Raw genomic sequence first — 26,835 nt, 5'->3', positions numbered from 1 at the left:
TCAATTTAAAAACTAGATTTTATTTTTCTTTCTAAAGCGACTGACCAAAACATAAAATATCGGTGTAAATACCAAGCCAAAAAAGGTTACCCCTAACATTCCGCTAAATACAGCAACTCCAAGAGCTCGTCTCATTTCAGCACCTGCTCCGGTTGCAATAACCAGAGGGAATACCCCCAGAATAAAAGCGAAGGAAGTCATCAAAATTGGACGCAAACGAAGCTTAGCGGCTTGTATTGCAGCTTTCCAACGATTGTAACCCCTATTTTCCAACTGTCTGGCAAACTCGACGATCAAAATGGCATTTTTAGAGGCCAAACCAACTAAGACTAGAAAACCAATTTGAGTCATGATGTTGTTTTCCATCCCCCAAATTTTAACGCCAAGCAAGGAGGAGAAGAGACACATAGGGACAATTAAAATAACGGCTAAGGGCAAAGTCCAACTTTCATATTGAGCAGCCAGCACAAGAAATACAAAGATAACACCCAAGGCAAACGCAATGGTTGCTGTATTCCCTGCCATCTTCTGTTGATAAGCAATTTCGGTCCACTCATAATCAATCCCTTCTGGAAGATTATCAGCAGCCAATTTTTCCATGGTTGCAAGTGCGTCGTCAGAACTATACCCAGGAGCAACATCACCTTGTATCTCAATGGCTGGGTAGAGATTGAAACGTGGCATGCGTGAAGGGCCAACAACATTACTTACACTGGCTATAGACCCAATAGGAACCATAAGGCCATTATTACTTCGAACTTTGACCCGCAGAAGATCATCTTCCGTGTGACGAAATTCAGCGTCTGCCTGTGCAATAACCCGGAAAGTACGACCTAGGTAATTGAACTCGTTAACAAATTTCGATCCGAGAAATACTTCGAGGGCATCGATTACTCGGGCATAAGACACATTAAGACGCTCCGCTTTTTCTTTATCCAATTTTAAATAGATACGCGGTGTTGAATTTTCAAAGAAGGTAAAGACAGAGGTCGTTGCTTGAGATTGATTGGCTGCATTGGTCATGGTTTCCGCTGCTTCGGTTAATACTTTCAGTCCCCTTCCTTCTCTGTCTTGAAGCATCATTTTAAAACCACCTGCATTACCTATGCCTCGAACCGGAGGCGGAGGAATAACCACAATAATGGCTTCTTTTATGGCACTAAGCTCTTGTCTTAGCTGATTAAGAATGGTGTTATAACTTATTCCCTTATTCTTTCGTTCCTCAAAAGAAAGAAGAGGAGTAAAAATGGCACCAGCATTCGATGAATTAGTGAATGTGGCTCCTGAAAATCCAGTAAAACTAACGGTATGGGCAATACCGGGAATTGCCAAAATTTTTTTAACCGCTTTTTTAATGACTTTATCCGTTCGATCCAATGAAGCTGCAGGCGGCAATTGCACTGCCACAATAAAGTACCCCTGATCTTGTCTGGGAATGAACCCTCTTGGTACATAAGTAAAGAGCAGTATGGTCGCACTGATCAGAATACAATAAGCTATCAGCATGAGTAGTGTTTTACGAGTGAGATTAGCAACTAATTTTCCATATTGATGGGCTCCCCATTCAACGAAATGATTGAATCCATCTAAAAAAGAATAAGCCCATTTTTTCCACCAATTTATACTGTCTTTAGCTTCCGCTTTATGATGTGATCTTAATAGCAACACTGCCATAGTAGGACTAAGGGTCAATGAAACAAAAACTGAAATCGCAGTGGCAACGGCTAGAGTTACACCAAATTGTTGGTAGAAACGACCTGATATTCCACCTAAGAAAATAGTGGGCAAAAATACAGCGATGAGGACTAATCCCATTGCCACTAAAGCGGAGCCAACCTCAGTCATGGTTTTTCGAGCTGCTTCTCGAACATTCATGCCACTTTGAATATTGCGCTCCATATTTTCAATCACGACAATCGCATCATCAACCACGATTCCAATTGCCAAAACCAAGCCAAACAAAGTCAGGTAATTTAATGAAATTCCGATGACATTCATGATCGCAAATGTTCCAATTAAAGAAACAGGAATGGCAATCACGGGAATGATGGAAGCTCTCCAGCTTTGAAGAAAAATTAAGATAACAAGCACCACCAGAGCGATGGCTTCATAAATGGTATGAAAAACGGCTTTAATAGACTGTTCGACAAATAGTGTCGGGTTGTAGACGATTTGATAGTCAAATCCCGGTGGAAAATCTTTAGCGATTTTCTTCATCGTGTTAATAATTTCTTGGGCCGTAAATAATGCATTTGTTCCCGGACGCTGAAAAACTGGCAAAGCAATGGCTGGGTATTTGTCTAAATAACCTTTTGTTGAATAGTTTTGTGAACCAAGTTCAACACGCCCAATGTCTTTAAGGCGAACTATACGGCCATCGTCCCCCGATTTAACGATAATATTCTCGAAGTCTTCTTTTTTAATTAAACGTCCCGGAGTTTCAATATTGTACTCAAAACCAAATTGAGTTTTTTGAGGTTGTAGATTAAGTGTGCCGCTTGCTACCTGAACGTTTTGAGCACGGACGGCATCTAAGACATCATTGGCAGATAAATTATAGGTATCCATTAAATCAGGCTTTAACCAAATACGCATTGCGTATTCGCTTGCACCAAACACTCGAACTTCGCCAACACCCTCAATACGCCTGATTTTGTCACGAATGTTTAGAACCGCATAGTTTCCAATATACGTCTGATCGTATTGCCCAGTAGGAGAATAGAGATTAACCACTAACATGAGATCCGGTGAGTTTTTATTGGTAGTTATCCCCAATCGTCGAACTTCCTCTGGTAGCTTGGGTTCAGCAACGGCTACTCTATTTTGCACAAGCACCTGCGCCTTGTCCAAATCAGTGCCGATTTGAAAAGTAATGGTTAGGCGCATCTGCCCATCATCTGTGGATTGAGAGTCCATGTACAACATGTCTTCAACACCATTGACTTCTTGCTCTATAGGTGTTGCAACTGTGTCTGCAACCGTTTTTGCATTGGCTCCAGGGTAAGAGGCGAGTACTTGTATGGTAGGAGGAACAACTTGAGGGTACTGTTCGACAGGTAGATTGAAATACGACAACACTCCGATCAACACAATGATGATGGAAATCACTGTTGCAAAGATTGGTCTATCAATAAAAAAATGGGCTATTTTCATCTAAAAATTCCATCGTCGAAACTCTTTTTATCCATAACTAGGTCCTAAAGACGAACAGCAATTTATAAATCAATTGGTTTCAGGTTCGCTTAGCTTCGTGCTCACTGGTTTAACGTCCTGATCTGGGATACGAATACGTTGAATCCCATTGATGACGACCCGTTCATCACCTTTTAAACCACTGCGAATAATATAAAATCCACTTTTACGCAAAGGTCCAAGCTCGATATAAGCTCTTTTGACCTTATTTTGCTTATCAACGACATAGACAAATTTTCGTGTTTGATCGGTGTTTATTGCGGCATCGGGTAGAAGTATTGCTTCATATTCGCCACTCCCTACTAATTTTACTCGCCCGAACAATCCGGGGTAGATGATTGCATCTGGATTAGGCACAAGAGCGCGAATTTGAATAGTACCAGTGCCCGAGTCAATAATATTATCCATAAAATCAACGATTCCTTTGTGACTATATTCCTTTTCATCCGGCAAACTAATGATCACAGGAGTTGGTTTTTTTTCGGAGCTTGGTCTTTTGCCCGCTTTATCAAGTCGAATGTATTTGAGCAAATCATTTTGGCTGGTTTCAAAATAAAAATAGATGGGATCAACAGAGACCACTCGAGTAAGAACGGTTTCATTCATGCGTATAAGATTTCCGACACTGACAAAGTTACGGCTTACTTTTCCAGTAATTGGGGACTGTATCTCCGTAAACTCAAGGTCTAACTTTGCATCCTGGACCCTTGTTTCAGCAACTTGCAAATCTTGTAAACGCTGATCAATCAATTCAGCGGGAACAAATTTTTCCTTTTGTAATTTTAAAGCTCGCTCGTATTGAGTTTTTGCTAATGCGTATTCCGCCTCTGCTCTTGCAAGCGCATATTGAAGGGGTCGTTGATCGATGACAAACAACACATCACCTTTCTTTACCATTTGACCTGCTTTAAATTGAATTGCCTCGAGATATCCTGTGACCCTAGCCCGCACGTCCACCTCTTCAATGGCTTGAAATCGGCCAGTGTACTCATCCCACTCTACAATGTTCTTTTTTAGCGGAAGAGCCACGTCCACTTCGGCTAAAGATTGCCCCTGTGGTTTCGAGGAGTCTGAACCACAAGAGATTAAAAGAAAGCCAATTGGGATAACCATCAAAAATCGCAATATTGAACATACATTGACCATTATCACCTATCCCTATCAATTCTATTCGTCTTCCTAATGCATTTAGTTTAGCACTATCCTAAACTGGATGCAGTCAACTAGGAGCAACCTAATTAAAAAATAGTAATACAGGCCTCAAAAATGCGCCTATTTTGAACAGATATTGACCTGCTATGCTATAGGTAATGATGTAAGGACCTTGTAGTGAATAAAGAAGGGTCAATAGAGTATGAACGGCCGTTATCAAGGTCCATGAATTGATTGAAGAGTTGCACAAGGCTAATTACCTATCATTGGAACAGAAAAATCATTATCTTGAAAAAATTCCTGTCGAGTTAACTTTAGAAGAACGTTGTGACATCGCTGCAAATCGCTGTGATTTTAAAGAAGCAATTGCTATAGCGGATATATACAATCAGAAAGGAGTCTATTGGGCAGGAATGGCAATATACTGGCTTTGTAAGGCCTTTGAATTTAACCCTGATTTACAAAAAACGTTTGATCTAGATGCTTTTTTTAAACGATTTAAGCAACTTTATTATCCGGGGATTTTTGCTGAAAGATATCAGCCCTTGTTAGAGGTCTTAAAAAGAAATACAACAATTAGTGAAGTTAATTTTGGTACTTACTTTAATCCAGATTATGTCAATAAGTATTTAGCCGATTTTTTGGCTGAATCAAACACAATCAAAACACTTGACTTGAGCACAGCATGGAATCAAGACAACAGTAACGTCCTAAACGACTCAGATATGGATTATATTGCTCATGCGTTAAAGTTTAATTCATCTATAGAGGAGTTAATATTGTGTCAACAACCTATTGGCGATGAGGGTCTCTTTATTCTTCTCAATGGTCTAAAAGATAATAAAAACACAAAATTAAGAGTTTTAAACCTTGCTGCAACAGGTCTTTCAGAAATTGGAGTTGCGGCTTTAATCGAATTCATGCAAAACAACGTCACTTTAGAATGTGTAAATATTAAGTTGAGTCCTCTGTTTAACTCAACGAAAACTGAAGAGCAATATATTGAGCAAATAGAGAAAATTACTGATAGAAATCGACAGTTGCATTTGCAACATCAATTACCAAATAATAAAGTACAATTTAACAATACAGACACTTCAACACACCATGAAACAAATCAAAATTCTTCACCATTAGCTCAACAATCTTTCTTGAACACCCTTGGTGAAAGACTTCATGTGGGCAAAAATTTACGTTCAAGAACCGATATAAATTGGTTCATGCGTTTTGAAGAAATCTGTGCGGATTATGCTGATCTTAAGGCGTTGATAATTCATATAAGCGAGTACAAGAATGATGGTCTTCGTTTTGTCATCGTACTAGAGCATAAAAAAGAGTTAAATATTGACGCGTTAAGTGGTGAAGGCTTTGTATTTAACACCCATGGATCGGGTATCAGCACTAATTCTAAAAAGGTGCATTTTTCAGTAAATGGCCCCGGGTACCAAAACTATTATTTTCATAAGAACAGTTCTGTTTTAGACATAACGATTGATGGCATAAAGGTTAAAAACCAAGAAGAACTTGATAAGAAATTAGAAGAGGCTTTCGTTGAAATTAAGTTAGTTATATCTCAAATGTTCACTAATGGTATATATCGATTTGATAAAAAACAGCCTTGTGTTTCATGGTTGACAAGTAAAGAAGCGACTTTTGAATACCTGCGTAAGAGAGCAGAAAATGATGGTTCGGTTTTGCTGTATGATCAGTCTAGCTTTCCGGAGCACTCCCAAGAATTAAAGATAAATTAAAATAGAATTATGACACAAAATAGTCCTACGTATGCCGCTAGTTTATTGGCATTGAAGTCTCATCTTGAATTAATCTGCATTTAGACGAGGTCAGGACTTCCTGACCTTTATTGTAGGGGCAGAGTTGCTCATGACAGCAGCCAATGATGCTGTCTGTAGTCACGCACGCTTGACCAAAGTTCAGAGAGTCAAGAATTCAATAATTAACCAATTCTCGTAATACTGCCGTTGCGTATGAGCCTGGAGGTAGTGAAAAGGAGAGTTCAGCTGTTTTATCGTTAATCGTACACTCAAATTGATTGGTGTACAGTGTATTAGACCGCCAGGCTTCTTCCAACCCATGGTTTTCCAACCCAGTTATCCAAGGCATCCAATCTGAGTAGACTTCATGAATGAATTCCAACGCTTGGGCTTTTACCATGCTTTTCCCTTTTCCTGGTAAAGGGCTTGCAGGGGAAACATCTTTATCTTGAATACGTTGCATTAAAATATCGTCAACTTCATCGATACCAAAAATACTATTCGAGCCACTCAACTGCATGACATCACCAGAAAGAGGAGTATTCCAACAATGCTCCCGGACCCTCTTTGCTAAAATTAAATTAAAAAGCCATGACCTTGCTGCAGAGTAATACACCCCTTTTAAAAATCGATCTTTGACCTTACGTCCTTGTACGAGCATTTCCTCCGCTTTGATTAAATTCCCTCCTTCTCGGCCAAAGCGTTGTTCACCAAAATAGTTCGGGACCCCAGTTTTTGAAATTTGTTCTAGTCGCTGAATTAAATCTTCTTCATCGGAGATGTCTTTCAACCTAATGACAAACTGGTTCCCAACTAAATATCCTGGTCTCAGCTTTTTATTGTGGCGATTGTGTTCCAAAACCCTCCATCCAGGAGCCTGCAGTTGCTCAATCCCATCTATGATCTCACCTGGAGCATGAATACTTAGCCATTGCGTGGTTAACGCTTGACGATCTTTAAGTCCAGCGTAGCTAATGAGTTTTGTTGGTTTATTTATCAACCTAGCTAATGACTTAATGACCTCCTCAGTAGTTAATCCCCTTTTTTCAATTTTAAGAACGATATGTTCACCTTCCCCACTAAACTGATCAAAAGTTATTTCATGAACCTGAAAATCTTCTGGAACCAGCTTAAAACTTGCCGTTGATTGAGGTTTACCATAAACACGTGGCCAGTCTAAAGAATACATCATGAATACTCTGTAAAAAATTGACGAAGTATAGCATATTGCTTTGAATTAGATGCTGCTTAAGTCTGGTTTAAGCATTATGTTCGTTGGTCTTCATGTCTTAGCCTGGGAAAATGATGATTGTACAACTGGTTGACGGGATAACTCAGGCCCAGATCCTTTTTTTTTTGCAACTTCGTTGAAACAGTAATCCTGGAAAGAGTGCTTGTCTTGAGGAGCGATTCGGAATATGAAGAAGATTAAAAATCCCCTACTACGCTTGCCTTTGACATTCGGGAAATTTTCGTTTTCCATTTTTCTATCTTATTGACGATAAAAATTAACGTTACACTGATCTTGCCAGGTTTCAATCTATCATCAAAGGAGGTAATACACATCATGACACCAGGAAAAACCCTCATAGAACGCAAGAATGAAGCCAAACACTTAATGGACTCTTTATTTCATGCGGAAATGAAAAAATATCCTGGCGAAAGAACCAAACTAAAAAATAAACTTCGAAGAATAAAAACGAGAATTGATCACCTCTCTGCAGAGGATTGGCAGCAAGCCGAATCAATCCTATTAAAACTCGATAAAATTGTCCAAAACAGCCATTCTTGGTGGCATGGTTTCCAGGAGTTTTTTAGACAAATGAAGTGTCGGGATAACAGTTACGAAACATTAAGAAACACGTTGCTATTTAGCCTTGCGTTTATCACTCTTTTTTCAAGTTTATTTCCTCGTCAATTTTGCTTGTTACTTCTCGCTTATGCGGAATCCGAAGGTTCGAGTGAAAGTACCCTCCAACATATTGAGCAAGAATGCGAGATGATAAACAGTCGTTCACTTTCTGAAAATTCGCTATTTCTGGTCAATGTCATGCTGCTAGGAGTTGGCCTGATAGGATCGTTAGTCACGTATCCCTTCTTAGCAAAAAAAGAAAGCAGCATCCTGTTAAATAATTCATTTTTCTTAACACTACCTCATCCTAATCATGCAATGACATCGCCAAATAACTCCCCTAAAGCGAATTTATTCACAAACGAACCCTGATTGTCTATCTTATTTTTGATGTTGTATAGAACTCATGAAAATCACGACCCAGCGATATTTTATTCATTTTTAGAGGATGGGCACATTTTTAGGTACTTCAACGATTAGCACAGATAACAATAGATAATAGGACCATCCCCATCCCAACCGTTTGTCCAGTTGTCAACCGCTCCCCAAGAATTATCCACGCAATAATAACCGTTGCTATGGGCATCACAGCCGTTGATAATGAAGTTAGAACTCCATCTACTTTCTGGCATCCAAAATACCAAAACACATAAAAAAGACCTGAACTCAAGCCCAAGAGGATTAAAATGACCCAGTCCATAGGCTGAATGGATAAACCATCCCATGCTGTAAAGCTTAGGCAAAATAACAATGCAATGGCATTAATCCCATTAAGCAAGGACGACATTAAAAAAACTGGCAGAGTGTTACCATGCATTTTACTTAATAGGTAATAGGTCGCCTCAGGCAAGAGGGATACTAAAACAAGAGAATCCCCCAAAAATGAATGCGTGGCTTTGATACCGTTGAGCTTTTCATAAGCTATAACAACTAACCCAAGAGTAGCAAAACCAACGCAAATGGCTTTTTTACCTGATATTTTCTCCCCAAGAATGATCCATGACATCACCGCAATAATTGCAGGTAATGCACTGGTTATAATTCCAGCCACATTGGCATCGGTATAATTTAACCCCCATAAGATCATGACATTAAACAGGACACCGGCCGACAAAGCCTGGGCAAAAATAAAAAACCAATCTCTTCGTTTTAATCGGGAAAAATAAGAGTAAACCGGTAATTTCTTTGCCGGTGATAACCAGTGCAATGGCAATAAAATAACAGCAGCCAATGAAAAACGGAGCGCTAATATAAAAAGAATAGGAATTGACGAAAGCACGTATTTGGAAAAGACAATATTCACGCCTACCATTGTCTGTGCAAGAATAAGAAATAGCATGCCTTGTAGAAAAGAATTGGATTTACTCACTTCAACACCCATCTCGATCTTTTTAGATCAATACCATCAAATAAGCGTCTAGTTTATCTCTTGCAAACTAAAAGTTAGTTATCCATTTCGTGCATTTTCTTTGCCGATAGCGCTTTGGTTCTCCATTGAGACGGTGATGTTCCGAATACTTTACTGAATCGACGACTAAATGCAGGTAAATTTTCATATCCAAGTGCGAATGCGATGGCTTCAATGGACAGATTTCTTTGGGCCAGTAACCTCTTTGCATGGTGTAATTTTCTCATCCGCCAATATTCTGCAATGCTACAACCCATCGCTTGTTTAAACCGGCGCTGCAACTGACTGACGCTCAAATAACAATGCTTGGCCACTTTAGTCACATCCACGGAGTATGCAAAATACAAATCAATCCACTGTTTTGCCTTCATAACAAGGGAGTCTTGCTCTGGTGAAAATGAGTTTACCGCAAAATGAAACACCAGTTGATTAACGAGGGAATCTGTAAAAAAATCTCTTTCGTTGTTCTCTAGGTAATGATGGACGAATTGAATAAGTTTTTTGGTACTAGTCGTTAAATGCAGAGTAGCTGACTCAAAATGACCATCATGAGGTTGGTTTTTAGGATTCACATCAATCACTAAGAATCGATTATTTTGACTTCCAGCAAAACAGTGTACGTCATTGGGTGCAATATACACGCCAATATCGTCATTAACGAGACCAGAATAATTACCCACTTCAAGCTCCATAGAGCCTGTAACAGGCAACACGAATTGGGCAAAGTCGTGCGCATGACTACAACTTTCCGTTCGATAAGAACGAAGATCAATGCGGTTAGTCAGCAAAACACGGTCTCCAGGCTAACTGTAAAAGAATGAAATGATATCACATTGAGGCGAATGACAGAGTAAAGAATCATGTTGGGCGAAACTAACTCAACTCACTATTGACTATTTTCATCGTCCTCTCTGTTCTCAACCCAATAATCAGCAGGGCCACCGCCAGGAGTTGGTCTCGTTGATAAAGGGCTTAGTGTATAGTTTGATCCTGTCCCGCTCGATTCTTTTTTTCGATTTGCAATGATGGTTTTATTTGCGGAATCAATTAAAACTTTACCCTTAAAAATTAAAAACAAATCGTTATCATGAATCGTCTTGTTGAATTCAAATTGGCAAAGCACAAATAGTTTAGCATCATTTACATCATTAAATTGTGCGACCATTGTTCGTTCTGAACCAAGATTGGTTTGAATCATGACTTGGAAAATAAATGGGATTGGATAGGTAAAATCACCGTTAGCGTCTGCGTATTTGGCATTCGAAATAGAAATGTTCTCTTCATTTAATTCAAACCGTAATCCTTGATCATCGAATAGTCTATAAATGATTTTTTTACTTTCTTCATCATCTTTGGATGATTTTTTTGTTAAAAAAAGCATGGCTTCATTTAAATCGTTAAACGCAGCGATTGGTTTTTCTTCGCCTCTAGCATACTGTTGGGTCACGATATAATTCATAAGACAGTCCAATGAATCAGTCATTATAAGGATAGCATATTCATTGATTTGGAATGCATATGGCGACCAAGAAACAACACCCCTAGGATGAGCTAAACAAAATGCGCCTGAAAAGGCTAGAAGTTAGATAGCGGGTAACACAACCCTTATGGATGGGTTATACTTTGGCAAATTGATTTAGGGTTTTCGGAAAAATCGTCATGCGGCTTATACTTATTCTTAGTGTTCTTCTATCAGCAATAACTAATCCTGTTTATACCCAATCATTATCCACAAAAATAGATGAACTAATACGCAATGAATTCCCTTACGCTACTATTGGAGTTTTAATTCAAGACGCTGAATCCGGTCAAATCATTTACCGCAAAAATGCCGACAAATTATTGTCTCCTGCGAGTAACATGAAATTGTTTACAGCAGCAGCTACTTTTTATCATTTTCCGCCGGATTATCGTTTTCTAACTACTTTATCGCAATTAAACCATGATTATTATATTCGCTTTAGCGGCTCCCCGACCTTAACTATCGATGATTTAAAAGGGTTAATACTGACATTAAAAGAAAAGGGGGTACGCGAAATAAAAGGTGATTTTATTTTAGATGTATCGCGCTTTCAATCGCCTTATTATCCAGGTGGAACCTCCTATGATGATTTAGGTTGGTATTACAGTGCCCCTGATTCAGCAGTCATATTAAATGGTAATGCTGCGTCATACCAGTTTATCAGTGGTAAAGAATTAGGAGATCCCGTACTCATTAAAGCGGATAAGGAAGAAAATGGCTTAACAATTATCAATCAATTACGAACCGTGGATAAGGAAGAGGAAAAAAACCATTGTGGGTTGAATATTGAGATCAAGCCCAATAATACATTAAGGCTTTTTGGTTGCTTAGCACAACAAAAGGATCCGAAAACCTTGCAGCTAGCAATACCCAATCCTAGCTTACTTGCCAAATCCATAATCAAAAAGTCTCTAGCAGAACAAGGCATTACACTGCATGGCACAATTCGTACGGGCCACTTACCAGCCCAGGCTACCCAAATTATTGCGCTGCAATCAGCTGATCTCAAACAAGTGGTTAGTCATATGCTATTAGAATCAGATAATTTGTATGCAAGCAGTTTAATGAAGCAATTGGCTTATTCTTTAACTAAAGAGGCGACTTACAAACAAGGAGCATTTGCTATAAAACAAATTCTAACTCAAAACACCCACCTTGATATGAAGCAACTTGAATTAGCGGATGGTATTGGTACACGATATAATTTAGTTTCTGCACTGCAAATCGTGACTTTATTAAATGATCTCTACCAAGATCAAAAGATGCGAGATCTTTTTTTAACGACTTTACCTCAGTCTGGAGTATCCGGGACATTAAAAGATAGAATGAAAAAAACGATCTTAGAAAAGAGAGTCTATGCCAAAACTGGCACAATGCATGATGTCTCTTCCTTGTCAGGATACATCATTAAACCCGAAGAAAAATCATTTATTTTTTCAATCATTATTAATGGAATCAATCAACCCATCGATAAAGCAAAAGGACTAGAAGAGAAAATATTGTTAGCTGTTGTGAATGAGCTCTATGTAGACAAGCTGGATTGAGCAAGGTGTTGTACTATCCCACTTAGACTAAGAATAACTCCACCTACAACGTTATAGGTCTGCACGCATGCACCGGAAGGCTTTTAAATAAGCTATACTAAAATGAATCACGTAGAAATGATGTCTATGTACACTAAACAGGAATCTTCTAAAATCCCTATCCCTAAAAAAATTCATTTCATATGGATTGGGGGACCAATACCCGAAAAATATTTAAAATCAATACTTGGATTAGCCCAAGTGGCTAAACTGAGTGGGTATGAATTGAATGTTTGGGTAGATAACGAGGACAATTATCGCAAGCCATTAAATCATATGCATAAAAATTTACATGGAAGTGATTTAGCCGTTTCTAATGACAGCTTAGATAAAGTTCTAGGTATAAAAGTTCGTACTATTGAGGGGTTAAAATCAAGGATGTACGGCGACAATGCCGACTCCTATTATAAGGGATCGGATCCAGATTTTCCTTTACAAAAAGGGGAAGATCGAGCAAAAGATTTTTGGGATTGTGTGGATAGGGAACGAGTAGGCTTTAAGAATTTAGCAGCTGCTTCCGATTTTCTTCGAATAGAAATACTTCGCCAAGAAGGGGGATTCTATTTGGATGCAGACACAGAGTTTCCACAAATTAACCGCCCGACTCAACCAAATAAAATGGAGCCCCTACCAACTGATCCTCCAGGGACCAGGAGGGAAATAGAACGACAAAATAAACTCGCTATTAAACAATACCAAAAAGATTTAAAGGCCTATGAGGAAAGAGTCGCAGCCAAAAAACCTCCACCATCATTACAACAAGAAAGCTCCTGCCTTGGGATTCGAGGAAATTTTGAATTACAACCTTATTTGACTGACGGTGAGCATTTAAGGATAGTCAATGTAGTCGGTTGCAACGACGTTATGGGTACAACTGCTAATCATGAGGTGACTAGAGATGCTATTCGCATAGCAATCAATAGCTATAAAGAGATGGATAAAGATAAAACTACCGTTGTAAACACAATGCAAGTTAAACGATTTCCCGAACCCGTAAAAACAACACATGCAGATGCCACTTCCGAATCACCACCCCCTGATCGAAAAAGTCTAACTGTATCTACGTCAGGAGCAGCGATGTTTACCGCTCTTAGAAATTTTTGGAGAAAGCATAATTCCATCGAAACGCTAGATACAATGCTCAGTGATAAAAAAGTGCTAGGTATAGAGTTTCGCTCTAAGTTTGATAATACTTGGTTAGCGCACGGAAAACAAAAACTCAGTAGTTTTTACAAAGAAACCATTGAACGAATTTTTCCGTCTAACTCCAAAAGTGAACGTGAATCGAAAGGTGAAGGAACAAGTCGTCGTTTAACCGATTAAGCCATGTGGCTGAAAAGTTATCGACTGTGACCACTGTATGGCAATAATTGATCCGATTGATTTCAATTTTTCCACTTTTACGTCTAAAATTAAGGTAGAAATAACAAAGCAAGAATAACAAATGAGAAAATATCGCTTAGTTCTCTTTTTGATAACGATCATTGCTCCCATGCTTAACGCCTATGCACTTAAATTGACCATAGGCACCTTGTCCTATAACCCCCCCTTTGAAATAGAATCTGAAAAAATACATACTCAACAATTTTTTGGCTTTGATATCGACTTAATGAATGAAATTTGTAAGCGAATCGAGGCGGAATGTGAATATAAGGCTATGTTTTTTAACCAAATTCCCGAGATGTTAAATTCAGGTCAAATTGATTTGGCAATTGCATCCATCGATATAACACCCGAAAGAAGTCAAGCGTTTTTATTTAGCCTTCCCTACAAAACAAGTGAAGTACAGTTTGTTACTAATGCCAACAGCAATTATCACAGCATCGAAGACTTTAAGGGTAAGAATATAGGTGTATTTTTAAACTCCCCTGTTGAATCTTATGTTACCGAGTTATTTGCCAATGACGTGCAATTAAAGAAATACAATAATACCTTGGATTTACTGAATAGCTTGGTATCTCAGCAAGTGGATGCCGTTGTTACTAACACCGAACAAGCTCAGTTTTGGGTCACTAACTTCCATGAACACAAGTTGGTCGGAAAACCATATCCAATTGCAGTAGGCTATGGCATTATGTCCAAACTAAACAATACTGATCTAATGGATCAAATTAATGAGGCATTGATGAGCATGGAGAAGGACGGAACCTACCTGCAAATATACAATGCGTCCTTCTGAAAAACCTTGCCCTCAAAGTAGGATAATTTGGTTACAAACCTTGAATCTGATTAATTTTTAACCTACAATACACGCCCCCAATCAAATTGGAAGCTAATCAACCATGTACTCAAGCAAACAATTCGACAGCAAAACAAGTGCAAAAGCAATTGAATTCACGGTTGAAAAATTCATCCAATTCTGGAACTACGTCCAATCAAATACCACCTTGCTCGAGTTATTTAAGCGGTACCTCATCCAAAAGCCATACGACAGAGTGGTTGGACAAAAATTGATTTTTCAATTAGGCCAAGTTCAACCTAACTTAAAGGAATTGCATGAATTTCTAACAACCCTTTGCAAGGACATCGATAAAGGGGGTGTCAATTTAAAGGAATTGATTAAAAGAGAAACAAAGGAAGTTGCATCAGAACAAGCAGAAGTGACTTTTATAGAAAGACTTGATAACAACGTTTCTATTAGAGAAGAAACCACGCCCCCAGACTTTAGCTTCATGTACCAAACTAGAAGCCAATTGCTGCTTTCCCCAACTGAACGAGCGCTTGCTAGAGCAGCTCGTCCGGATAGTGAAATTAGCGGACTCACTGAAAATACTCTTGAAAGAGAAGAGACCCTAAGAATTGCAGCAGCTCATCTCGCCCTAGGCAATCAATACGCAACTGACAAAGATGACCTCCTGGCCGAACGCAGTTATCGAAAAGCGGTCGAACTCTATGGAAGCGAAGACTCGCATACTGCCTTTTCAGCAAAACGGAATTTAGTATTGACGCTGATTAAACTCAAAAGACCAGAGGACGCTTTAGTTTTTTATGGAGAAGTTAAGGCACGTTTAGCGCGCTTAACCTCTGATGAACGTACTGACGAGAGTTGGATGGCACTTGATTCAGATCTTCAAGACGACCTTCAAAGCATTAAGGACATTTATCTAGATTTAGGCCACAAATATGGAAACGTGGAGCAGAATTATCCTTTAGCTGAGAAGAGTTATCGTAAAGCGATTGAGTTGTATGAAAATGACGACTTATACGGTGCCTGTTCAACAAAATGGAATTTAGGACTTATTTTTATTAAAGCGGGAAAGCTAGAAGAAGCCTTGGTCTTGTATAGAGACATTAAAACGCATATAGAGCGTATTACTCCGGAAGAGCATGCTCAAATTAAATGGATGGATCTCGAGGCCCTGCTTAAAAAGGGATTCCTATTCATTGCAGATGCCTACATGGATTTAGGCTCCAAGAAGCGGTTTGAAGAACATGATTATCACTTGGCTGAAAAGAATTACCGCAAAGCCGTAGAATTATATGGAAACGAAGATTCGTATCATGCATTTTCAGCAAAACGCGGCTTAGGAAGGATGCTGGTTAAATTGGGAAGACTCGATGAAGCAGCAATTTTAGAAAAAGAAGTTGAAACACGTGTCCAACGTCTTTCATTGGCTGAATCCATGCAACCCGATTGGGCCAAATGGGTCACTCACTATTCAGCAAACTATTTAAACGAAATTGAAACCATAGAAGCCCAGTACATCGTATTATTTAAAGATTATCTTAAAGAAAACCCCAAGAAATCACCAAGCAATGAGGCTGCTAAAGAAATTACGCAATTGATAGCCGTACTAAAGGCAAAACCCCAACACGATTCAAAGTTAACTCTTATTGGACTCATGGCCTCAAAACAAGATGAACTCAGAAAAGCGAACAGCAATACATTCTGGGAAGAAGAAAGTGAGTTTTCGCAATTAATGTCTAACTTATTCAAAGTGCTTCATTGTGATCAGTCGTTTTTAGCTCAAGCTAAGGTAGCCTTTGAATGCTATCAACACCGACAATCAAGCCTAACATTATAAAGGGCAATCACTCATGATTTTCCATAGTGATTTAAGGCATACTCTCCCCTATTTTTGGCTTTGTCCTCAATCCTTGCTCAAGCAAGCAGGTTGGATCAATCGACCTAATGGCGCTGCGTTAAGCGGTGTCATTAGGTTCTTCTATACGGCCCGCATCGCTCCGCTTGCTTACGCTCGCGGCTCGGTTCCTTCTTTGCTGTCTGAATCAAATGCTAGTCACAGCAGGGAGTGAGTCGGTCCGCTTGCTGACGCGCGCGGCTCGGTTCCTTCTTTGCTGTTTGAATCAAATGCTAGTCATAGCAGGGAGTGGACTGAGCCGCGCGCGTCAGCAAGCGGATACTGAGCTATCCGCTTTCACGAATAACGCTGCTTGAGGCAGTGACATTCGATCAATCGACCCAACCCGCTAAAACATTCCATTCGTATTAGCTGCTTCAGCAGGTATAGGCTGAATGACATCCCAATGTTCACAAATTTTATTGTTTTCAAGCCGAAAAATATCAATGATGGCTCGCCCCTTTGTTCCTTGCTCCAAGACTGAGTTCACATGGACCACGACATAATCTCCATCGGCCATTATACGTTTTACTTCACTGTGCGATTGTGGATAAGTCTTTTTTAGATAAGCGATGTAATTTTTTAAACCATCCTTGCCATCTTGAGCCAAGGGATTGTGTTGAATGTATTTGGCTCCAAGGTAACTTTCTGCAGCAGCAAAATTCTTTTCATTCAGCGCTTTTTGATAAAATTGGGCGACTATTTGTTTATTAGTCTCCTGACTGCTTCCAGCTAGCCCAGAAACAGCATAAAGCATTAAACTCACCGAAAGTGAAGACAACAGTACTTTTTTCATTACTTTCCCTTTGTTAATGTTTAAAACACATCCCTCAAATGCGGAAGGACAGCTTTCTTTTTTCCGAAAAAATTAAACTTAACGTATATGAAAAAATGTGTTTTGAAAATTAGTTACCAAATGGTAACCATTTCTATAAATCACCTAAAGAATAAATTACAATGATTAAAATTCAATTTTAAAAGAATGCCTTGCATGCTTAAAAAATTATTCTCCTTAATCGTTATAGGAATAAGTTTGATAAGCTGTAGCCATCGCCCAATGGCAACCATCGCAACACCAAAACAATTCCCATCGATTATCAAAGAATATAAACCCGCCAAAGAACTGCCCTGTTTAGCTTGGTGGAAACAATTTCATGATTCGGAGTTAGACCGATTGATTGAAATTGGCTTGCAAAACAATATGGATATCCATGTTGCACTCGGTAACCTACAACAGGCCCAAGGAGAGTTGCGCCGAGTGAAACTGAGCTGGATACCCTACGTGCAATTATTTGGGGGATACTCTACTAATCCAGCACTCGGTGTTCCAGGAGGATTTTATGGGGTATGGCCAAATTACGCATTAAATATCATGCAACTGTTTACTCAACAGAAGCAGGCTAAGTACCAAGTTCAATACTATGAAGCAGCAATTGATGGCATGCGCCTGGTTTTAATTGGCCAAGTGACCGCCTCCTACTTCACGCTGAGCGCCCAACTTGAGCAGCTAAGGTTGTTGACTCAACTTGATAAGGATTTAAATGCTTTAATTAAAATAGGTGAACAGGACGTTAAAATCGGTTTAAACAACGACATTGAATTAGCTCAATTGAAGTCCAATGAGCAATTAATTGCCGCTCAGATAAAACCAGTAAAACACAATATTGTGGTTAGTCAGAATGCTCTTCGCTACTTAATAAATGAAAATCCAGGCCCTGTGAAGACTAAAACACAATTTTCCCAACTCGATTTTACCCAATTTAAACCTGGAAGTTTACCAATGTCTGTACTCGCCAATCGGCCTGATATGAAAATGGCGTATTACGCACTAAAATCGGCACGTGCAGGTGTTCTGGTTTCCTACAGTGATTTTTTTCCATTGATGCAGTTGGATGATTTTATTGGTGAAGCACATTTACCTAATAACACGTTTGAGCAAGCTACCGATGCTTATTTTAACTGGACAATCAAACCAAGCTCAGTAGGGAAGATTGCAGCCAGTAAAGGAGCTTACTATGCAAAAATGGCCGAGTACATTAAGACCGTTCGCTTCATTTTAAAAGAAGTTGATAATGCCTTTTCAGCCAATCAACGAATGAATGAGCAGTTTTTATCGTATTGGAAAGCGCAAAAAAACTACGAAAGCAAATACAAATTACAAGATGGCCTGGTAAAAACAGGATTGCTGTCCAACAAAGAGCTATTGGAAAGCAAGATTTATCTAGATAACTTGGCACTATCCACAAATCAAGCTAAGCTAGAACTTGCCATGTCGCTGGTGTTGTTGTATCAAGATTTGGCCGGTGGTTATGCCTATAACAGCTAACACGTTTGGTTATACGATATGATTAATTGGACAGAATATTTCAAGGAGCTCAAAAAACGACTTGTTCGTTTTAAACGAGAAATCACTCTTACAAACAGCATTATTTTTCTAGGTTTCTTAACCCTTCTATTTTATCTCTTTTCTTACCTTATCCCTTTTACCGATAATGCCTTTGTGGTCAATAATATTCGCCCTGTTGCAGCCTTAACCAGTGGGTACATAACCGACCTCTACGTGAAAAACGGCGATGTCGTACACAAAGGTCAAAAATTATTTACTGTTTTCAAAAAACCTTATGAATACTCCGTTGAGCAGTTAAGTGCTGATTTAGCTGGGGCCCAAGCAAAGCTGGCTGCATTAAAAACCACTTATGAGCGCGATTTAAAACTGAGTGAAAACCAGCAAAACATGTACATCAAAAAATCGCAAGACGATAAAAAGTTTCGTCGAGGTTATGCCATAAAATCGGTGTCTCTTATTACCTTGCAAAATTCCGAGCAGGAAACAAAAGCGGCAAAAGACGTCTGGGAAGCCGCCTTAAAGCAATTGGAAATTGATAATCACCAAATAACTGCGCAGGAAAATGAAATCAAGTCCCTGAATGCCAAGTTGAAAAACGCCCAGGTTAACCTCGAATTAACGGACGTGTATGCGCAAGGAAATGGAATCATTCAGAATTTATTCTTTAGTATTGGGACACCGGTCAATGTCAATCAACCCTTATTCTCATTGGTTGATCAGGACAATATTTATATCCAAGCGAATTTTAATGAAACCGATTTACGCTATGTGAGAAAAGGGTCGAAAGTGCTTATCTTTCCAAGAATGTATTTATCCCGAAAACGATTTCATGGCGTGGTTGATTCCGATTATTGGTCAGCCAATAGACAACTAGTGGATTCACGCACTCAGCTGCAAAACGTTACCAATGAAAATCAATGGATACTATTGCCCCAACGTCTACCTGTTATGATAAAAGTAACAGATCCAGATCCCAATTATCCACTTCGCGTTGGAACCAGTGCTTATGTTTACGTCAAGACTTACTAGGTGGATGGATCAAGTCGATCCTTATGCTGTTCAACGCATTGCACTCTATAAATCGCTCTTTATTGCAACGCTGATGGTTTATGATTATTGGCTATTTCTTCCAACCAACTTAATTGCCTTTTTTTCACCCTTTCTAATGATACGATTTTACGAGTCTCCTGCTCTTTCCAGTTTTAAAGAAAAGGAAGGGTTTCTTGTGTTTGCAGCTGTAGGTACAATCTTGATAAGTGTCTCCTTTTATCTTCTTTACCCATTCAAGGTTGTATTATTCTTTTACTCCATGGCAGCATTAGCTACGGTTTATTTTTATGTTTTAAACAACTACTACCAATTGAAAAACACGACCATGTTATTGCTCGCTTGCGGTCCAGCGATACTAAACACTGAACCCCAAGGAAACTGGTTGGTTGTTTATGACATTGTGATATCCGTTGGAATACCGATGATTCCAATCATCATTTGTTTACGTTTATTCCCAAATCAGTACCTGATGGTATGGAAGAGAGCATTGGAAAGATTTATTCAGTGCCTTGAACAGGACATTGAAGCTTCCTTAAGCGATCATCGTGACAGTATGATGCAGGAAGAAATCGCTCATCTTGGTATGCTTAGAAAATATCGCAGGCTTGTTCCCAAAAAATACATGCTGTATACCCATAAGATTGCCAACAACGTTCGCAATATTCAATTTTCTCTCGATAATCTTTACTATGAAGAAAAAAATGAAGCCTTTTGGCGTGAAATCCAGAAAAGCCTCTATTTCTTTAGAGGTGCGATGAAAACAAATTCCCACTGTCATTTACCAGAAATGTCTGTGGTCCCAAGAACCAAATTGCAACACTACGTTGTAAACTGTTTACGCCAAACCTGTGTTTATTGGAATAAGCTATGCAGCAAACTTCAACACTAAGAAAGAAGCTTGATTACGCTCGCTTTATTCACTTATTAATCATGTTCATGGTTGCGATGCTCATTTTTTTGTTTTCAACGTTCCCTGAACGGTTGTGGGTATTAATCACGGTCTTGTCTGTCAGTGCTGGTGCAGAACCAGGATTAATTCTCATAAGAGCCATCCATCGTGCAGGTGGAACTATCTTGGCCCTCATACTGTTAATTCCATTACTCTATCTTTTGCAACTGAATTATCGATTAATTCCCATCTTGTTTATCTTTTCTCTTATTGGCTTAAGTGTTTCCACGTTAAATAATAAACGTTATGACATCAGCGTATTTTTTATTACCTTATTTGTTTTCTTCTTATTGGCACAAACGAATAGTGCAACCTCCGTGAATGGCCCCTTTGAGATGGTGCTTAATCGATCCATATGCACTGTAATAGGTATTTTTATTGTCTTAGTCGGTGATTTTTTCCTATTTAATGCCTATCGATACTCGCATAGACTTTATCTATTTCATCAAATGATGGTTTATAATTTTTTAAATGAATGCGTTCAAAATATAATGCGCGCTGATGCAAAAAAACTGAATACTTTTCTTTTTGTAGAAAAATTACGAAGCCAAGCCATTGAACATTTTCTACCAATATCCACCAGCTCTGAAAATTTGAAACTGGATTATAAAACCACTTTAAAGACCAAACAAAAGGTCGATGATTTTCAACAAACCACATGGGAAATTCGGCGCCTTGTCTTTGCTCTCTGCATTTCGAAGTTTGTGTTACATTCGCCTAAAACAACAAAGCAACATTTGCTCCGTTTTAATTTGCTAATGAAAAAGGCACGGAATGATTTTATCAGATACAATAGACATTGAAGCCTTTGCTTAATGTTGTTTGAAATAATCCTAGGAACCTCGGCATCGAAAAATGCATCGACCTCTATTTTGGGCGCGATTGTATCTTTAAAAGCAAGTCTAATTTTCATAAAACGATTGATTTTAAAGACAGCATCTACGGCGGCTGTTAACGCTCATCGCAAATCGTGTAATAACCATGTTTATAAGGATTTGATCGAGCTCGAAATTCATAATCACGGCAACGTTGCCCATGATTATCGGTATAGCGTTGTTGTAAACGAAACATAAAATCACCAAAATTCATATCCTGTTGCCATTCCTGCGCATCTCGTTGCTTTTGTTCTGAATCCATTTTATTTAAAAATTTGCTGAGCTTGCTGGTATAGCCAGTCGCAAAACACAAAGACATCATTAGGATTACTAAAATTCTCTTCATCAAATTGACTCCAAAAACACCATCAGAGCAAACATTAAACCATATTTACCAATTTAATACCAATAAATGGGCAGATAGATCGCAAGAGCTCGAACGAACAAGAAGAGGGATGACTATAGAGATCGAATCATTCAAATTGATGCTGGACACATACAACCGTTTAATTTTAGGATCAGCAAAAATAATGTGGAAAAGTTAGTGGCCGCCGGAAAACAAGCGGTTAAGGACTTTTTCTCTCATGATACATTACTCTCTGACGTCCCTCATCTATTAAAAACAGGAAAAATGCGGGCTTTGCACGAACCTAATGCAACAACAAAACCATTCATTGATTCCGTAAACACTGAAGTGCAGACGGGTATCTGACCAATATTTTTTAGGATAAACCCCGGATTAGAACCTCTCTTAATCCATCAAGTATTGCCCCCAAGACTCATTTTTCTTGGGGGGCTTCTGTAAAACAGATTTGCACAAATTGAGAACAATTGGTAAAGTTATTTATAGGATGACTTGTATCTTAAATCGCTATTTGCTCATGCTTAAGGAATTATTCAGATGATTGCGGAACAGTTGGATATTAAGTTTGATATTGAGCGCATTCAAAATTACTTTAATACACAAGTTAAACATCTTGAGCCTATTTGTCAGAATGAGATGTTTGGTGGCTGGAGTATTCAGAGTACAAGCGGCGATTATCGTGATGGGTTTCAACTACAAAATGGTTATCATGTGTATGACAAGCTGAGTGAAGAGTATATTTTTGACTATGAAAGAGCCCATCGTGAAATTGGTTACACGTGGCCAAAATTGCACGTTAATCTGACTCAAGTAGGTAACGGTTACATTGCTGAGGTTATAGAAACTCTCCGAAAAATAGGACTGTCACCGCATCATGCAAGATGGACAAGAATTCCGCCTAACAGCACTACGATTTGGCATCGAGATACTCGAGAAGGCTCTTATGGGGTTCGTTTGCACATACCGGTGATCACCAATCCAGATTGCTGGTATGAAACCGAAGAAGGAAAATTTCACATGCCTGCAGATGGTTACTGTTATCTGGTTGACGTGAGTCGTTTGCACATGGCGTACAATCACGGTAAGGAGGATCGGATACATATTATCATGGATGTGATTGATGACGTAGGCGTCAGCAAGCATCACCGAACACACGAACTGAGGCGAAAAATTTTCCACATGAATAAGTGGAGTATTATTCGTGTGGTTAAGAAACTCTTTTATCCTTCCTGAAGACGTTTTTCATCCATTGTTGATAAGTATGTTCGGTGTTTGCATCAACAGACCCTCTCTGATGGATTTGCACCAAAAATGCGCCAACAAAAAAACAGAATGTTGAAAACCAGTCCTGTTGTGCTTAAAATTATACTAACCCTACACATTCGGTAATTTATATGTATCAAGATAAAGTGGATAATAGTAGTACGCTTCCTAGAAAACAAAGCTATGTTCTTGATTATCCTGATGAAAGTGATTTGCCTGATTTTCTGTATTATGTTAGGCACGAAGATGCAATGGCGGAAATTTATTTTGAGGAGGATGTTGAAAAATTAGATGATGAAACGATTCAGTTATTCAAACACAATGGAAAGCTTTTACATAAAAATAACACCCGATGTGATTTAATGCTTGTTTTACGAGACAATGGCAAGATTATTGGTTTTATTGAATTAAGGCTTAGTAAAAACCCCGAAATGCTTCCCCAGCTATTTAGTTTGTTTATGAATGAGTCTTATCGTCGTAAAGGACTAAGTAATTTAATGATGGTCTATGCGTTGGATTTCTTAGTGCATAGCGGCCAAAATAACATGACCGTTAGTCCTACGGCTGAATCGCTTACGGTTTATAATAAATTTGGCTTTTATCCGCCTGAGTTTGACGAAGATAATGACGCCTTAAAAAAATGGTTCGAAAAGACGGAGAGTGAGCGACTTGATGATTTAGTTGATGATCCCTCGGAGTTTCTTATGATGGACCTAAAAAATCAATCTTGTCGAGCTGCTTTTGAAAGCCATTGTAAAAAAGCGTCTCAATATTTTGTCAAATTTGATATTTCCAAACGTTTAAAAGATGATTTAAAAACCGATGTTTTCGAGTGGAGAAAAAAAGCAGTCACGCCGATTTCATTATCTAAAAGCGGCCTGGGCGTTTTAGGCGCTGTAGACGGTAAGAAAAAAAGAAAAGTGGATCAAATAGAACCTGATTTATCTCAGGATTCAGAACCACGACCTCCAGATAGTCCTTAAACAGCCATCACTATACTACCGATTGATAATTATTATTTCATGAGGTTGCTCATTATTACTGTTTAACTTCTCACTCAATACTAGAGTACCTATTAATTCACACAAGCTCTCAAGGTACCTAAATACGCCTATCGGCGTTGAAATTAGTTTACACGCAACGATATAGGCAGTGGCTAAGATATTTTCTATTAAATCAGGAGATAAACCATTTGCGGGGATGTACTCTAAAGTCAGGCCATAAAATAATTTTTGATACAAAGGATCAATGTAATCTGAAAAAAGTTTATCTAATTCTTTACCATCAAGTTCATAAACACCAACATTACAGTCAAAGAACTGATATTTGTCTTCATCAATCTTTTTTATGGCGAGGGCATGGCCAGCGATTACGCCTAAGTAACCAATCACAAACGCATCACCAACATTCTTCAATCCCTTTTTTATATCATCGAGTAATTCTTTCTTGTTCCAATAATCTATATAGAAACTTGCTAGTCTTTTGCTATGCATGGGCATAATTTGTGACGATTGTTCATCAAAGATCGCGTTAGTAAGGGGGATTTCATAGGTTACATCCTGAACTGGTAAGTGTAATTGTCCTTTTGCCCAGAAAGAACTGTATCCATAACAACATCCTAATCCTGACTTAGATGATTGTCTTGTTTTAATAATCGGTTTTGTCATAAAACATTCACGTTAATTCGCTCGTAATAGTATAACAATTAACCATTAAGACAATATTAAGAACAGATGTTCGGCAACACCTTTCATTGAGGCAATAGGGCGCGTCCACGCAATTAAACTGAATATTGATGCCTTAGAAAAAGCAACATAGACAAAAGAAAAGTGTTAATACCCGAGATAAAAGCAGATAAGTCGAGCTTGCCACCTATTCATCCTCTAAAGTTTCATAACTGCAAAACAACATGTGTGTTGCTTCCTCCTGCGCCATAACTCGAAACACCGACTAAATACTGCTCTTTTTTTCTTGGGAAACTCTCAAACTGGGTGGCTATATATAACGGTGAATCCTCCAACATAAACTCTGGATTTGGAGTTTGGAAGTTAATGGAGGGAACAATTGACCTATGTTTAAGCATCAGTACCGCTTTGATAAACGAAGCCATGCCGGACACAATTCCCGTATGGCCAAGATTACTAATTACTGAACCAATTGGACATTGGTCTGTCATTTTAGCGGTATTGAAGGCTTTTTTTAGTGCATAAATTTCTGTTGCATCGCCTAATTTGGTAGCTGGGCCGTGAGCCGCAATATAATCAAGATCACTCGGACCTATACCTGCGTTTTTCCAAGCCGATTGCAAACAAGCATATTGACCATGAGCTCCGGGCGCCATAAATCCCTCTTTTGAGTTTCCATCATTATTCATGGCAGATCCGATAATTACTGAAAGGATTTGATCATTGTCTGCAATGGCATCCTCAAGTCGCTTTAAAACAACCAATCCAGCACCATTTGAATATAACGTTCCAGAAGCGGAGACATCAAACGAATGACAATGACCATCAGGGGAAAATAATCCGTTCTCTTCATAAATATAACCAACTTCTTGGGGTAAATCGATTAAGACAGCACCTGCAATCGCCATCTCACATTGATAGGCATTCAAGTCCCGACAGCCCTGTATAATCGCTGTTAGAGAAGATGAACAAGCAGTATATAAATCAATAGAGCTTCCTTGAAATCCAAATTGATAAGAAATAAAAGGTGCGATGATTCTTGAATAATACCGCTCTATCGCTTTTTGGGTATCAATCGCTTGGTAGTATGCTGAACCCAAGAAATGAGCGGATGGTTGATTATTGGTTCCAATATAAACAGCCGTATTTTTGATTCGGTTATTAAATTCACCGCTCATGTTACTTAAAGCATCATACGTTAAATGCGACATCACTTTGCCTTGTATGCCTAACACCTCATAGTTTTTAGCACCACTTTCAAATGGAGGGAGATCAAATGATTCTAAGTTATCTAAAATTCCTTTATAGGGTTTGTAATGGTCAGCCGCGATTAGTTGTTCTGAAATGCCTGAATGAAGTAATTGATCCATTGAAAATTTACTGACCGCTTCTTTCCCGAATCTCAATAAATTCCAATATTCATCAAGATCATTTGCTCCAGGAAATTTTGCAGCCATTCCTACCACCGCAACTTTGTTTGAGCCGTTGTTAATCCCCATAATTTGAATCATCCTCAAATTTCCTAACTCTTTTAAATATAGGTCATTATTCAGATGGTTATCAAAATTGGGGCATTTTTTAATCTTATTCCCTATGATATATAATTAATGTTAGGGGCTGTATAGAAAAACGATATTTACAGGACTAACTAAAAACCCCAAGGTTGAGGCAACAATAAATATCAATGAAGGAGTTTGGATGCACTAAATGACTGAATTGGCATTTATTTTTAACGAAGC

The 26,835-nt window shown here is 38.7% G+C and carries 23 protein-coding genes; 13 read left to right on the top strand and 10 right to left on the bottom strand.

Annotated elements, in window-relative coordinates; genetic code table 11:
- Positions 1 to 12: 12 nt before the first annotated feature.
- Positions 13 to 3,153 carry an efflux RND transporter permease subunit gene (locus Lwal_RS11515; protein ID WP_058480936.1) on the bottom strand — a complete coding sequence of 1,047 codons (3,141 nt, stop codon included), beginning with the start codon at positions 3,151 to 3,153 and terminating at the stop codon, positions 13 to 15.
- A gap of 69 nt (positions 3,154 to 3,222) precedes the next feature.
- Positions 3,223 to 4,338: an efflux RND transporter periplasmic adaptor subunit gene (locus tag Lwal_RS11510; protein ID WP_058480935.1), complete on the bottom strand. Its 1,116-nt coding sequence runs from the start codon at positions 4,336 to 4,338 to the stop codon at positions 3,223 to 3,225.
- 236 nt (positions 4,339 to 4,574) lie between these two features.
- On the opposite strand from Lwal_RS11510, the gene Lwal_RS11505 reads away from it, so the two are divergent.
- Positions 4,575 to 6,095 (top strand): leucine-rich repeat domain-containing protein, encoded by a 1,521-nt coding sequence (locus tag Lwal_RS11505; RefSeq protein ID WP_058480934.1) that lies wholly within the window; start codon positions 4,575 to 4,577, stop codon positions 6,093 to 6,095.
- 196 nt (positions 6,096 to 6,291) lie between these two features.
- Here Lwal_RS11505 and truD read toward each other — a convergent pair whose 3' ends face one another.
- The gene (gene truD / locus Lwal_RS11500; protein ID WP_058481012.1) at positions 6,292 to 7,305 is read right to left on the bottom strand and encodes a tRNA pseudouridine(13) synthase TruD; all 1,014 of its coding nucleotides are present in this window, start codon (positions 7,303 to 7,305) and stop codon (positions 6,292 to 6,294) included.
- Positions 7,306 to 7,683: 378 nt separating this feature from the next.
- Between truD and Lwal_RS11490 the strand changes: the two genes are divergently transcribed.
- Positions 7,684 to 8,340: a hypothetical protein gene (locus tag Lwal_RS11490; RefSeq protein ID WP_058480932.1), complete on the top strand. Its 657-nt coding sequence runs from the start codon at positions 7,684 to 7,686 to the stop codon at positions 8,338 to 8,340.
- Between the two features lie 97 nt (positions 8,341 to 8,437).
- Here Lwal_RS11490 and Lwal_RS11485 read toward each other — a convergent pair whose 3' ends face one another.
- The 3 genes from Lwal_RS11485 to Lwal_RS11475 form a co-directional block, all read right to left on the bottom strand.
- The gene (locus Lwal_RS11485; protein WP_058480931.1) at positions 8,438 to 9,349 is read right to left on the bottom strand and encodes a DMT family transporter; all 912 of its coding nucleotides are present in this window, start codon (positions 9,347 to 9,349) and stop codon (positions 8,438 to 8,440) included.
- Positions 9,350 to 9,411: 62 nt separating this feature from the next.
- Positions 9,412 to 10,164, bottom strand: coding sequence for a helix-turn-helix domain-containing protein (locus Lwal_RS11480; protein ID WP_058480930.1), 753 nt, complete (start codon positions 10,162 to 10,164; stop codon positions 9,412 to 9,414).
- Between the two features lie 98 nt (positions 10,165 to 10,262).
- A complete protein-coding gene (locus Lwal_RS11475; protein ID WP_058480929.1) occupies positions 10,263 to 10,835 on the bottom strand; it encodes a hypothetical protein in 573 nt (190 codons plus the stop codon).
- A gap of 200 nt (positions 10,836 to 11,035) precedes the next feature.
- On the opposite strand from Lwal_RS11475, the gene dacB reads away from it, so the two are divergent.
- The 4 genes from dacB to Lwal_RS11455 all read left to right on the top strand — a co-directional run bounded on the left by dacB (position 11,036) and on the right by Lwal_RS11455 (position 16,506).
- The gene (gene dacB / locus Lwal_RS11470; protein WP_058480928.1) at positions 11,036 to 12,442 is read left to right on the top strand and encodes a D-alanyl-D-alanine carboxypeptidase/D-alanyl-D-alanine endopeptidase; all 1,407 of its coding nucleotides are present in this window, start codon (positions 11,036 to 11,038) and stop codon (positions 12,440 to 12,442) included.
- Positions 12,443 to 12,544: 102 nt separating this feature from the next.
- Entirely contained in the window at positions 12,545 to 13,804 is a 1,260-nt protein-coding gene (locus Lwal_RS11465; RefSeq protein ID WP_133141210.1) for a TcdA/TcdB catalytic glycosyltransferase domain-containing protein, read from the top strand.
- 121 nt (positions 13,805 to 13,925) lie between these two features.
- Entirely contained in the window at positions 13,926 to 14,660 is a 735-nt protein-coding gene (locus Lwal_RS11460; RefSeq protein WP_058480926.1) for a transporter substrate-binding domain-containing protein, read from the top strand.
- Between the two features lie 103 nt (positions 14,661 to 14,763).
- Positions 14,764 to 16,506: a tetratricopeptide repeat protein gene (locus Lwal_RS11455; RefSeq protein ID WP_058480925.1), complete on the top strand. Its 1,743-nt coding sequence runs from the start codon at positions 14,764 to 14,766 to the stop codon at positions 16,504 to 16,506.
- Between the two features lie 406 nt (positions 16,507 to 16,912).
- On the opposite strand, the gene Lwal_RS11450 is transcribed toward Lwal_RS11455, so the two are convergent.
- Positions 16,913 to 17,359 (bottom strand): nuclear transport factor 2 family protein, encoded by a 447-nt coding sequence (locus Lwal_RS11450; protein ID WP_058480924.1) that lies wholly within the window; start codon positions 17,357 to 17,359, stop codon positions 16,913 to 16,915.
- 186 nt (positions 17,360 to 17,545) lie between these two features.
- Here Lwal_RS11450 and Lwal_RS11445 point away from each other — a divergent pair, with 186 nt between their 5' ends.
- The 4 genes from Lwal_RS11445 to Lwal_RS11430 are packed head-to-tail and all read left to right on the top strand — an operon-like array spanning position 17,546 to position 21,712.
- Positions 17,546 to 18,889, top strand: coding sequence for a TolC family protein (locus tag Lwal_RS11445; RefSeq protein ID WP_231950992.1), 1,344 nt, complete (start codon positions 17,546 to 17,548; stop codon positions 18,887 to 18,889).
- A gap of 18 nt (positions 18,890 to 18,907) precedes the next feature.
- A complete protein-coding gene (locus tag Lwal_RS11440; protein ID WP_058480922.1) occupies positions 18,908 to 19,939 on the top strand; it encodes an HlyD family secretion protein in 1,032 nt (343 codons plus the stop codon).
- Positions 19,917 to 20,849, top strand: a complete 933-nt coding sequence (locus tag Lwal_RS11435) for a hypothetical protein (RefSeq protein WP_058480921.1) — start codon at positions 19,917 to 19,919, stop codon at positions 20,847 to 20,849. Before Lwal_RS11440 ends, Lwal_RS11435 begins: the two co-directional genes overlap by 23 nt.
- Positions 20,828 to 21,712 (top strand): FUSC family protein, encoded by an 885-nt coding sequence (locus Lwal_RS11430; protein ID WP_058480920.1) that lies wholly within the window; start codon positions 20,828 to 20,830, stop codon positions 21,710 to 21,712. Before Lwal_RS11435 ends, Lwal_RS11430 begins: the two co-directional genes overlap by 22 nt.
- 148 nt (positions 21,713 to 21,860) lie before the next feature.
- Here Lwal_RS11430 and Lwal_RS11425 read toward each other — a convergent pair whose 3' ends face one another.
- A complete protein-coding gene (locus tag Lwal_RS11425) occupies positions 21,861 to 22,130 on the bottom strand; it encodes a hypothetical protein (protein ID WP_058480919.1) in 270 nt (89 codons plus the stop codon).
- Positions 22,131 to 22,328: 198 nt separating this feature from the next.
- On the opposite strand from Lwal_RS11425, the gene Lwal_RS11420 reads away from it, so the two are divergent.
- The 3 genes from Lwal_RS11420 to Lwal_RS11410 all read left to right on the top strand — a co-directional run bounded on the left by Lwal_RS11420 (position 22,329) and on the right by Lwal_RS11410 (position 24,394).
- Positions 22,329 to 22,496: a hypothetical protein gene (locus tag Lwal_RS11420; RefSeq protein ID WP_157066285.1), complete on the top strand. Its 168-nt coding sequence runs from the start codon at positions 22,329 to 22,331 to the stop codon at positions 22,494 to 22,496.
- Between the two features lie 189 nt (positions 22,497 to 22,685).
- Positions 22,686 to 23,381: an aspartyl/asparaginyl beta-hydroxylase domain-containing protein gene (locus Lwal_RS11415; protein ID WP_083500089.1), complete on the top strand. Its 696-nt coding sequence runs from the start codon at positions 22,686 to 22,688 to the stop codon at positions 23,379 to 23,381.
- A gap of 161 nt (positions 23,382 to 23,542) precedes the next feature.
- Positions 23,543 to 24,394: a GNAT family N-acetyltransferase gene (locus Lwal_RS11410; RefSeq protein ID WP_058480917.1), complete on the top strand. Its 852-nt coding sequence runs from the start codon at positions 23,543 to 23,545 to the stop codon at positions 24,392 to 24,394.
- A gap of 15 nt (positions 24,395 to 24,409) precedes the next feature.
- On the opposite strand, the gene Lwal_RS11405 is transcribed toward Lwal_RS11410, so the two are convergent.
- Together Lwal_RS11405 and Lwal_RS11400 are read right to left on the bottom strand one after the other, a co-directional pair.
- Positions 24,410 to 25,078: a hypothetical protein gene (locus Lwal_RS11405; protein ID WP_058480916.1), complete on the bottom strand. Its 669-nt coding sequence runs from the start codon at positions 25,076 to 25,078 to the stop codon at positions 24,410 to 24,412.
- Positions 25,079 to 25,302: 224 nt separating this feature from the next.
- Complete coding sequence (locus Lwal_RS11400; protein ID WP_238584292.1) at positions 25,303 to 26,607, bottom strand: beta-ketoacyl synthase N-terminal-like domain-containing protein; 1,305 nt, start codon at positions 26,605 to 26,607, stop codon at positions 25,303 to 25,305.
- Positions 26,608 to 26,835: the final 228 nt, after the last annotated feature.

The organism is Legionella waltersii (assembly GCF_001468085.1).
In the GTDB taxonomy this organism is placed as follows: domain Bacteria; phylum Pseudomonadota; class Gammaproteobacteria; order Legionellales; family Legionellaceae; genus Legionella; species Legionella waltersii.
The sequence above is the reverse complement of the archived record's forward strand: the minus strand, read 5'-3'. Positions and strand labels throughout refer to the sequence as shown.

Excerpts from the sequence above, each read along its gene's own strand:
- Lwal_RS11515 (WP_058480936.1), bottom strand. The coding sequence starts at position 3,153 with ATGAAAATAGCCCATTTTTTTATTGATAGACCAATCTTTGCAACAGTG.
- Lwal_RS11510 (WP_058480935.1), bottom strand. The coding sequence starts at position 4,338 with ATGGTCAATGTATGTTCAATATTGCGATTTTTGATGGTTATCCCAATT.
- truD (WP_058481012.1), bottom strand. The coding sequence starts at position 7,305 with ATGTATTCTTTAGACTGGCCACGTGTTTATGGTAAACCTCAATCAACG.
- Lwal_RS11490 (WP_058480932.1), top strand. The coding sequence starts at position 7,684 with ATGACACCAGGAAAAACCCTCATAGAACGCAAGAATGAAGCCAAACAC.
- Lwal_RS11485 (WP_058480931.1), bottom strand. The coding sequence starts at position 9,349 with ATGGGTGTTGAAGTGAGTAAATCCAATTCTTTTCTACAAGGCATGCTA.
- Lwal_RS11475 (WP_058480929.1), bottom strand. The coding sequence starts at position 10,835 with ATGAATTATATCGTGACCCAACAGTATGCTAGAGGCGAAGAAAAACCA.
- dacB (WP_058480928.1), top strand. The coding sequence starts at position 11,036 with ATGCGGCTTATACTTATTCTTAGTGTTCTTCTATCAGCAATAACTAAT.
- Lwal_RS11465 (WP_133141210.1), top strand. The coding sequence starts at position 12,545 with ATGAATCACGTAGAAATGATGTCTATGTACACTAAACAGGAATCTTCT.
- Lwal_RS11460 (WP_058480926.1), top strand. The coding sequence starts at position 13,926 with ATGAGAAAATATCGCTTAGTTCTCTTTTTGATAACGATCATTGCTCCC.
- Lwal_RS11455 (WP_058480925.1), top strand. The coding sequence starts at position 14,764 with ATGTACTCAAGCAAACAATTCGACAGCAAAACAAGTGCAAAAGCAATT.
- Lwal_RS11450 (WP_058480924.1), bottom strand. The coding sequence starts at position 17,359 with ATGAAAAAAGTACTGTTGTCTTCACTTTCGGTGAGTTTAATGCTTTAT.
- Lwal_RS11445 (WP_231950992.1), top strand. The coding sequence starts at position 17,546 with ATGCCTTGCATGCTTAAAAAATTATTCTCCTTAATCGTTATAGGAATA.
- Lwal_RS11440 (WP_058480922.1), top strand. The coding sequence starts at position 18,908 with ATGATTAATTGGACAGAATATTTCAAGGAGCTCAAAAAACGACTTGTT.
- Lwal_RS11435 (WP_058480921.1), top strand. The coding sequence starts at position 19,917 with ATGTTTACGTCAAGACTTACTAGGTGGATGGATCAAGTCGATCCTTAT.
- Lwal_RS11430 (WP_058480920.1), top strand. The coding sequence starts at position 20,828 with ATGCAGCAAACTTCAACACTAAGAAAGAAGCTTGATTACGCTCGCTTT.
- Lwal_RS11425 (WP_058480919.1), bottom strand. The coding sequence starts at position 22,130 with ATGAAGAGAATTTTAGTAATCCTAATGATGTCTTTGTGTTTTGCGACT.
- Lwal_RS11415 (WP_083500089.1), top strand. The coding sequence starts at position 22,686 with ATGATTGCGGAACAGTTGGATATTAAGTTTGATATTGAGCGCATTCAA.
- Lwal_RS11410 (WP_058480917.1), top strand. The coding sequence starts at position 23,543 with ATGTATCAAGATAAAGTGGATAATAGTAGTACGCTTCCTAGAAAACAA.
- Lwal_RS11405 (WP_058480916.1), bottom strand. The coding sequence starts at position 25,078 with ATGACAAAACCGATTATTAAAACAAGACAATCATCTAAGTCAGGATTA.
- Lwal_RS11400 (WP_238584292.1), bottom strand. The coding sequence starts at position 26,607 with ATGATTCAAATTATGGGGATTAACAACGGCTCAAACAAAGTTGCGGTG.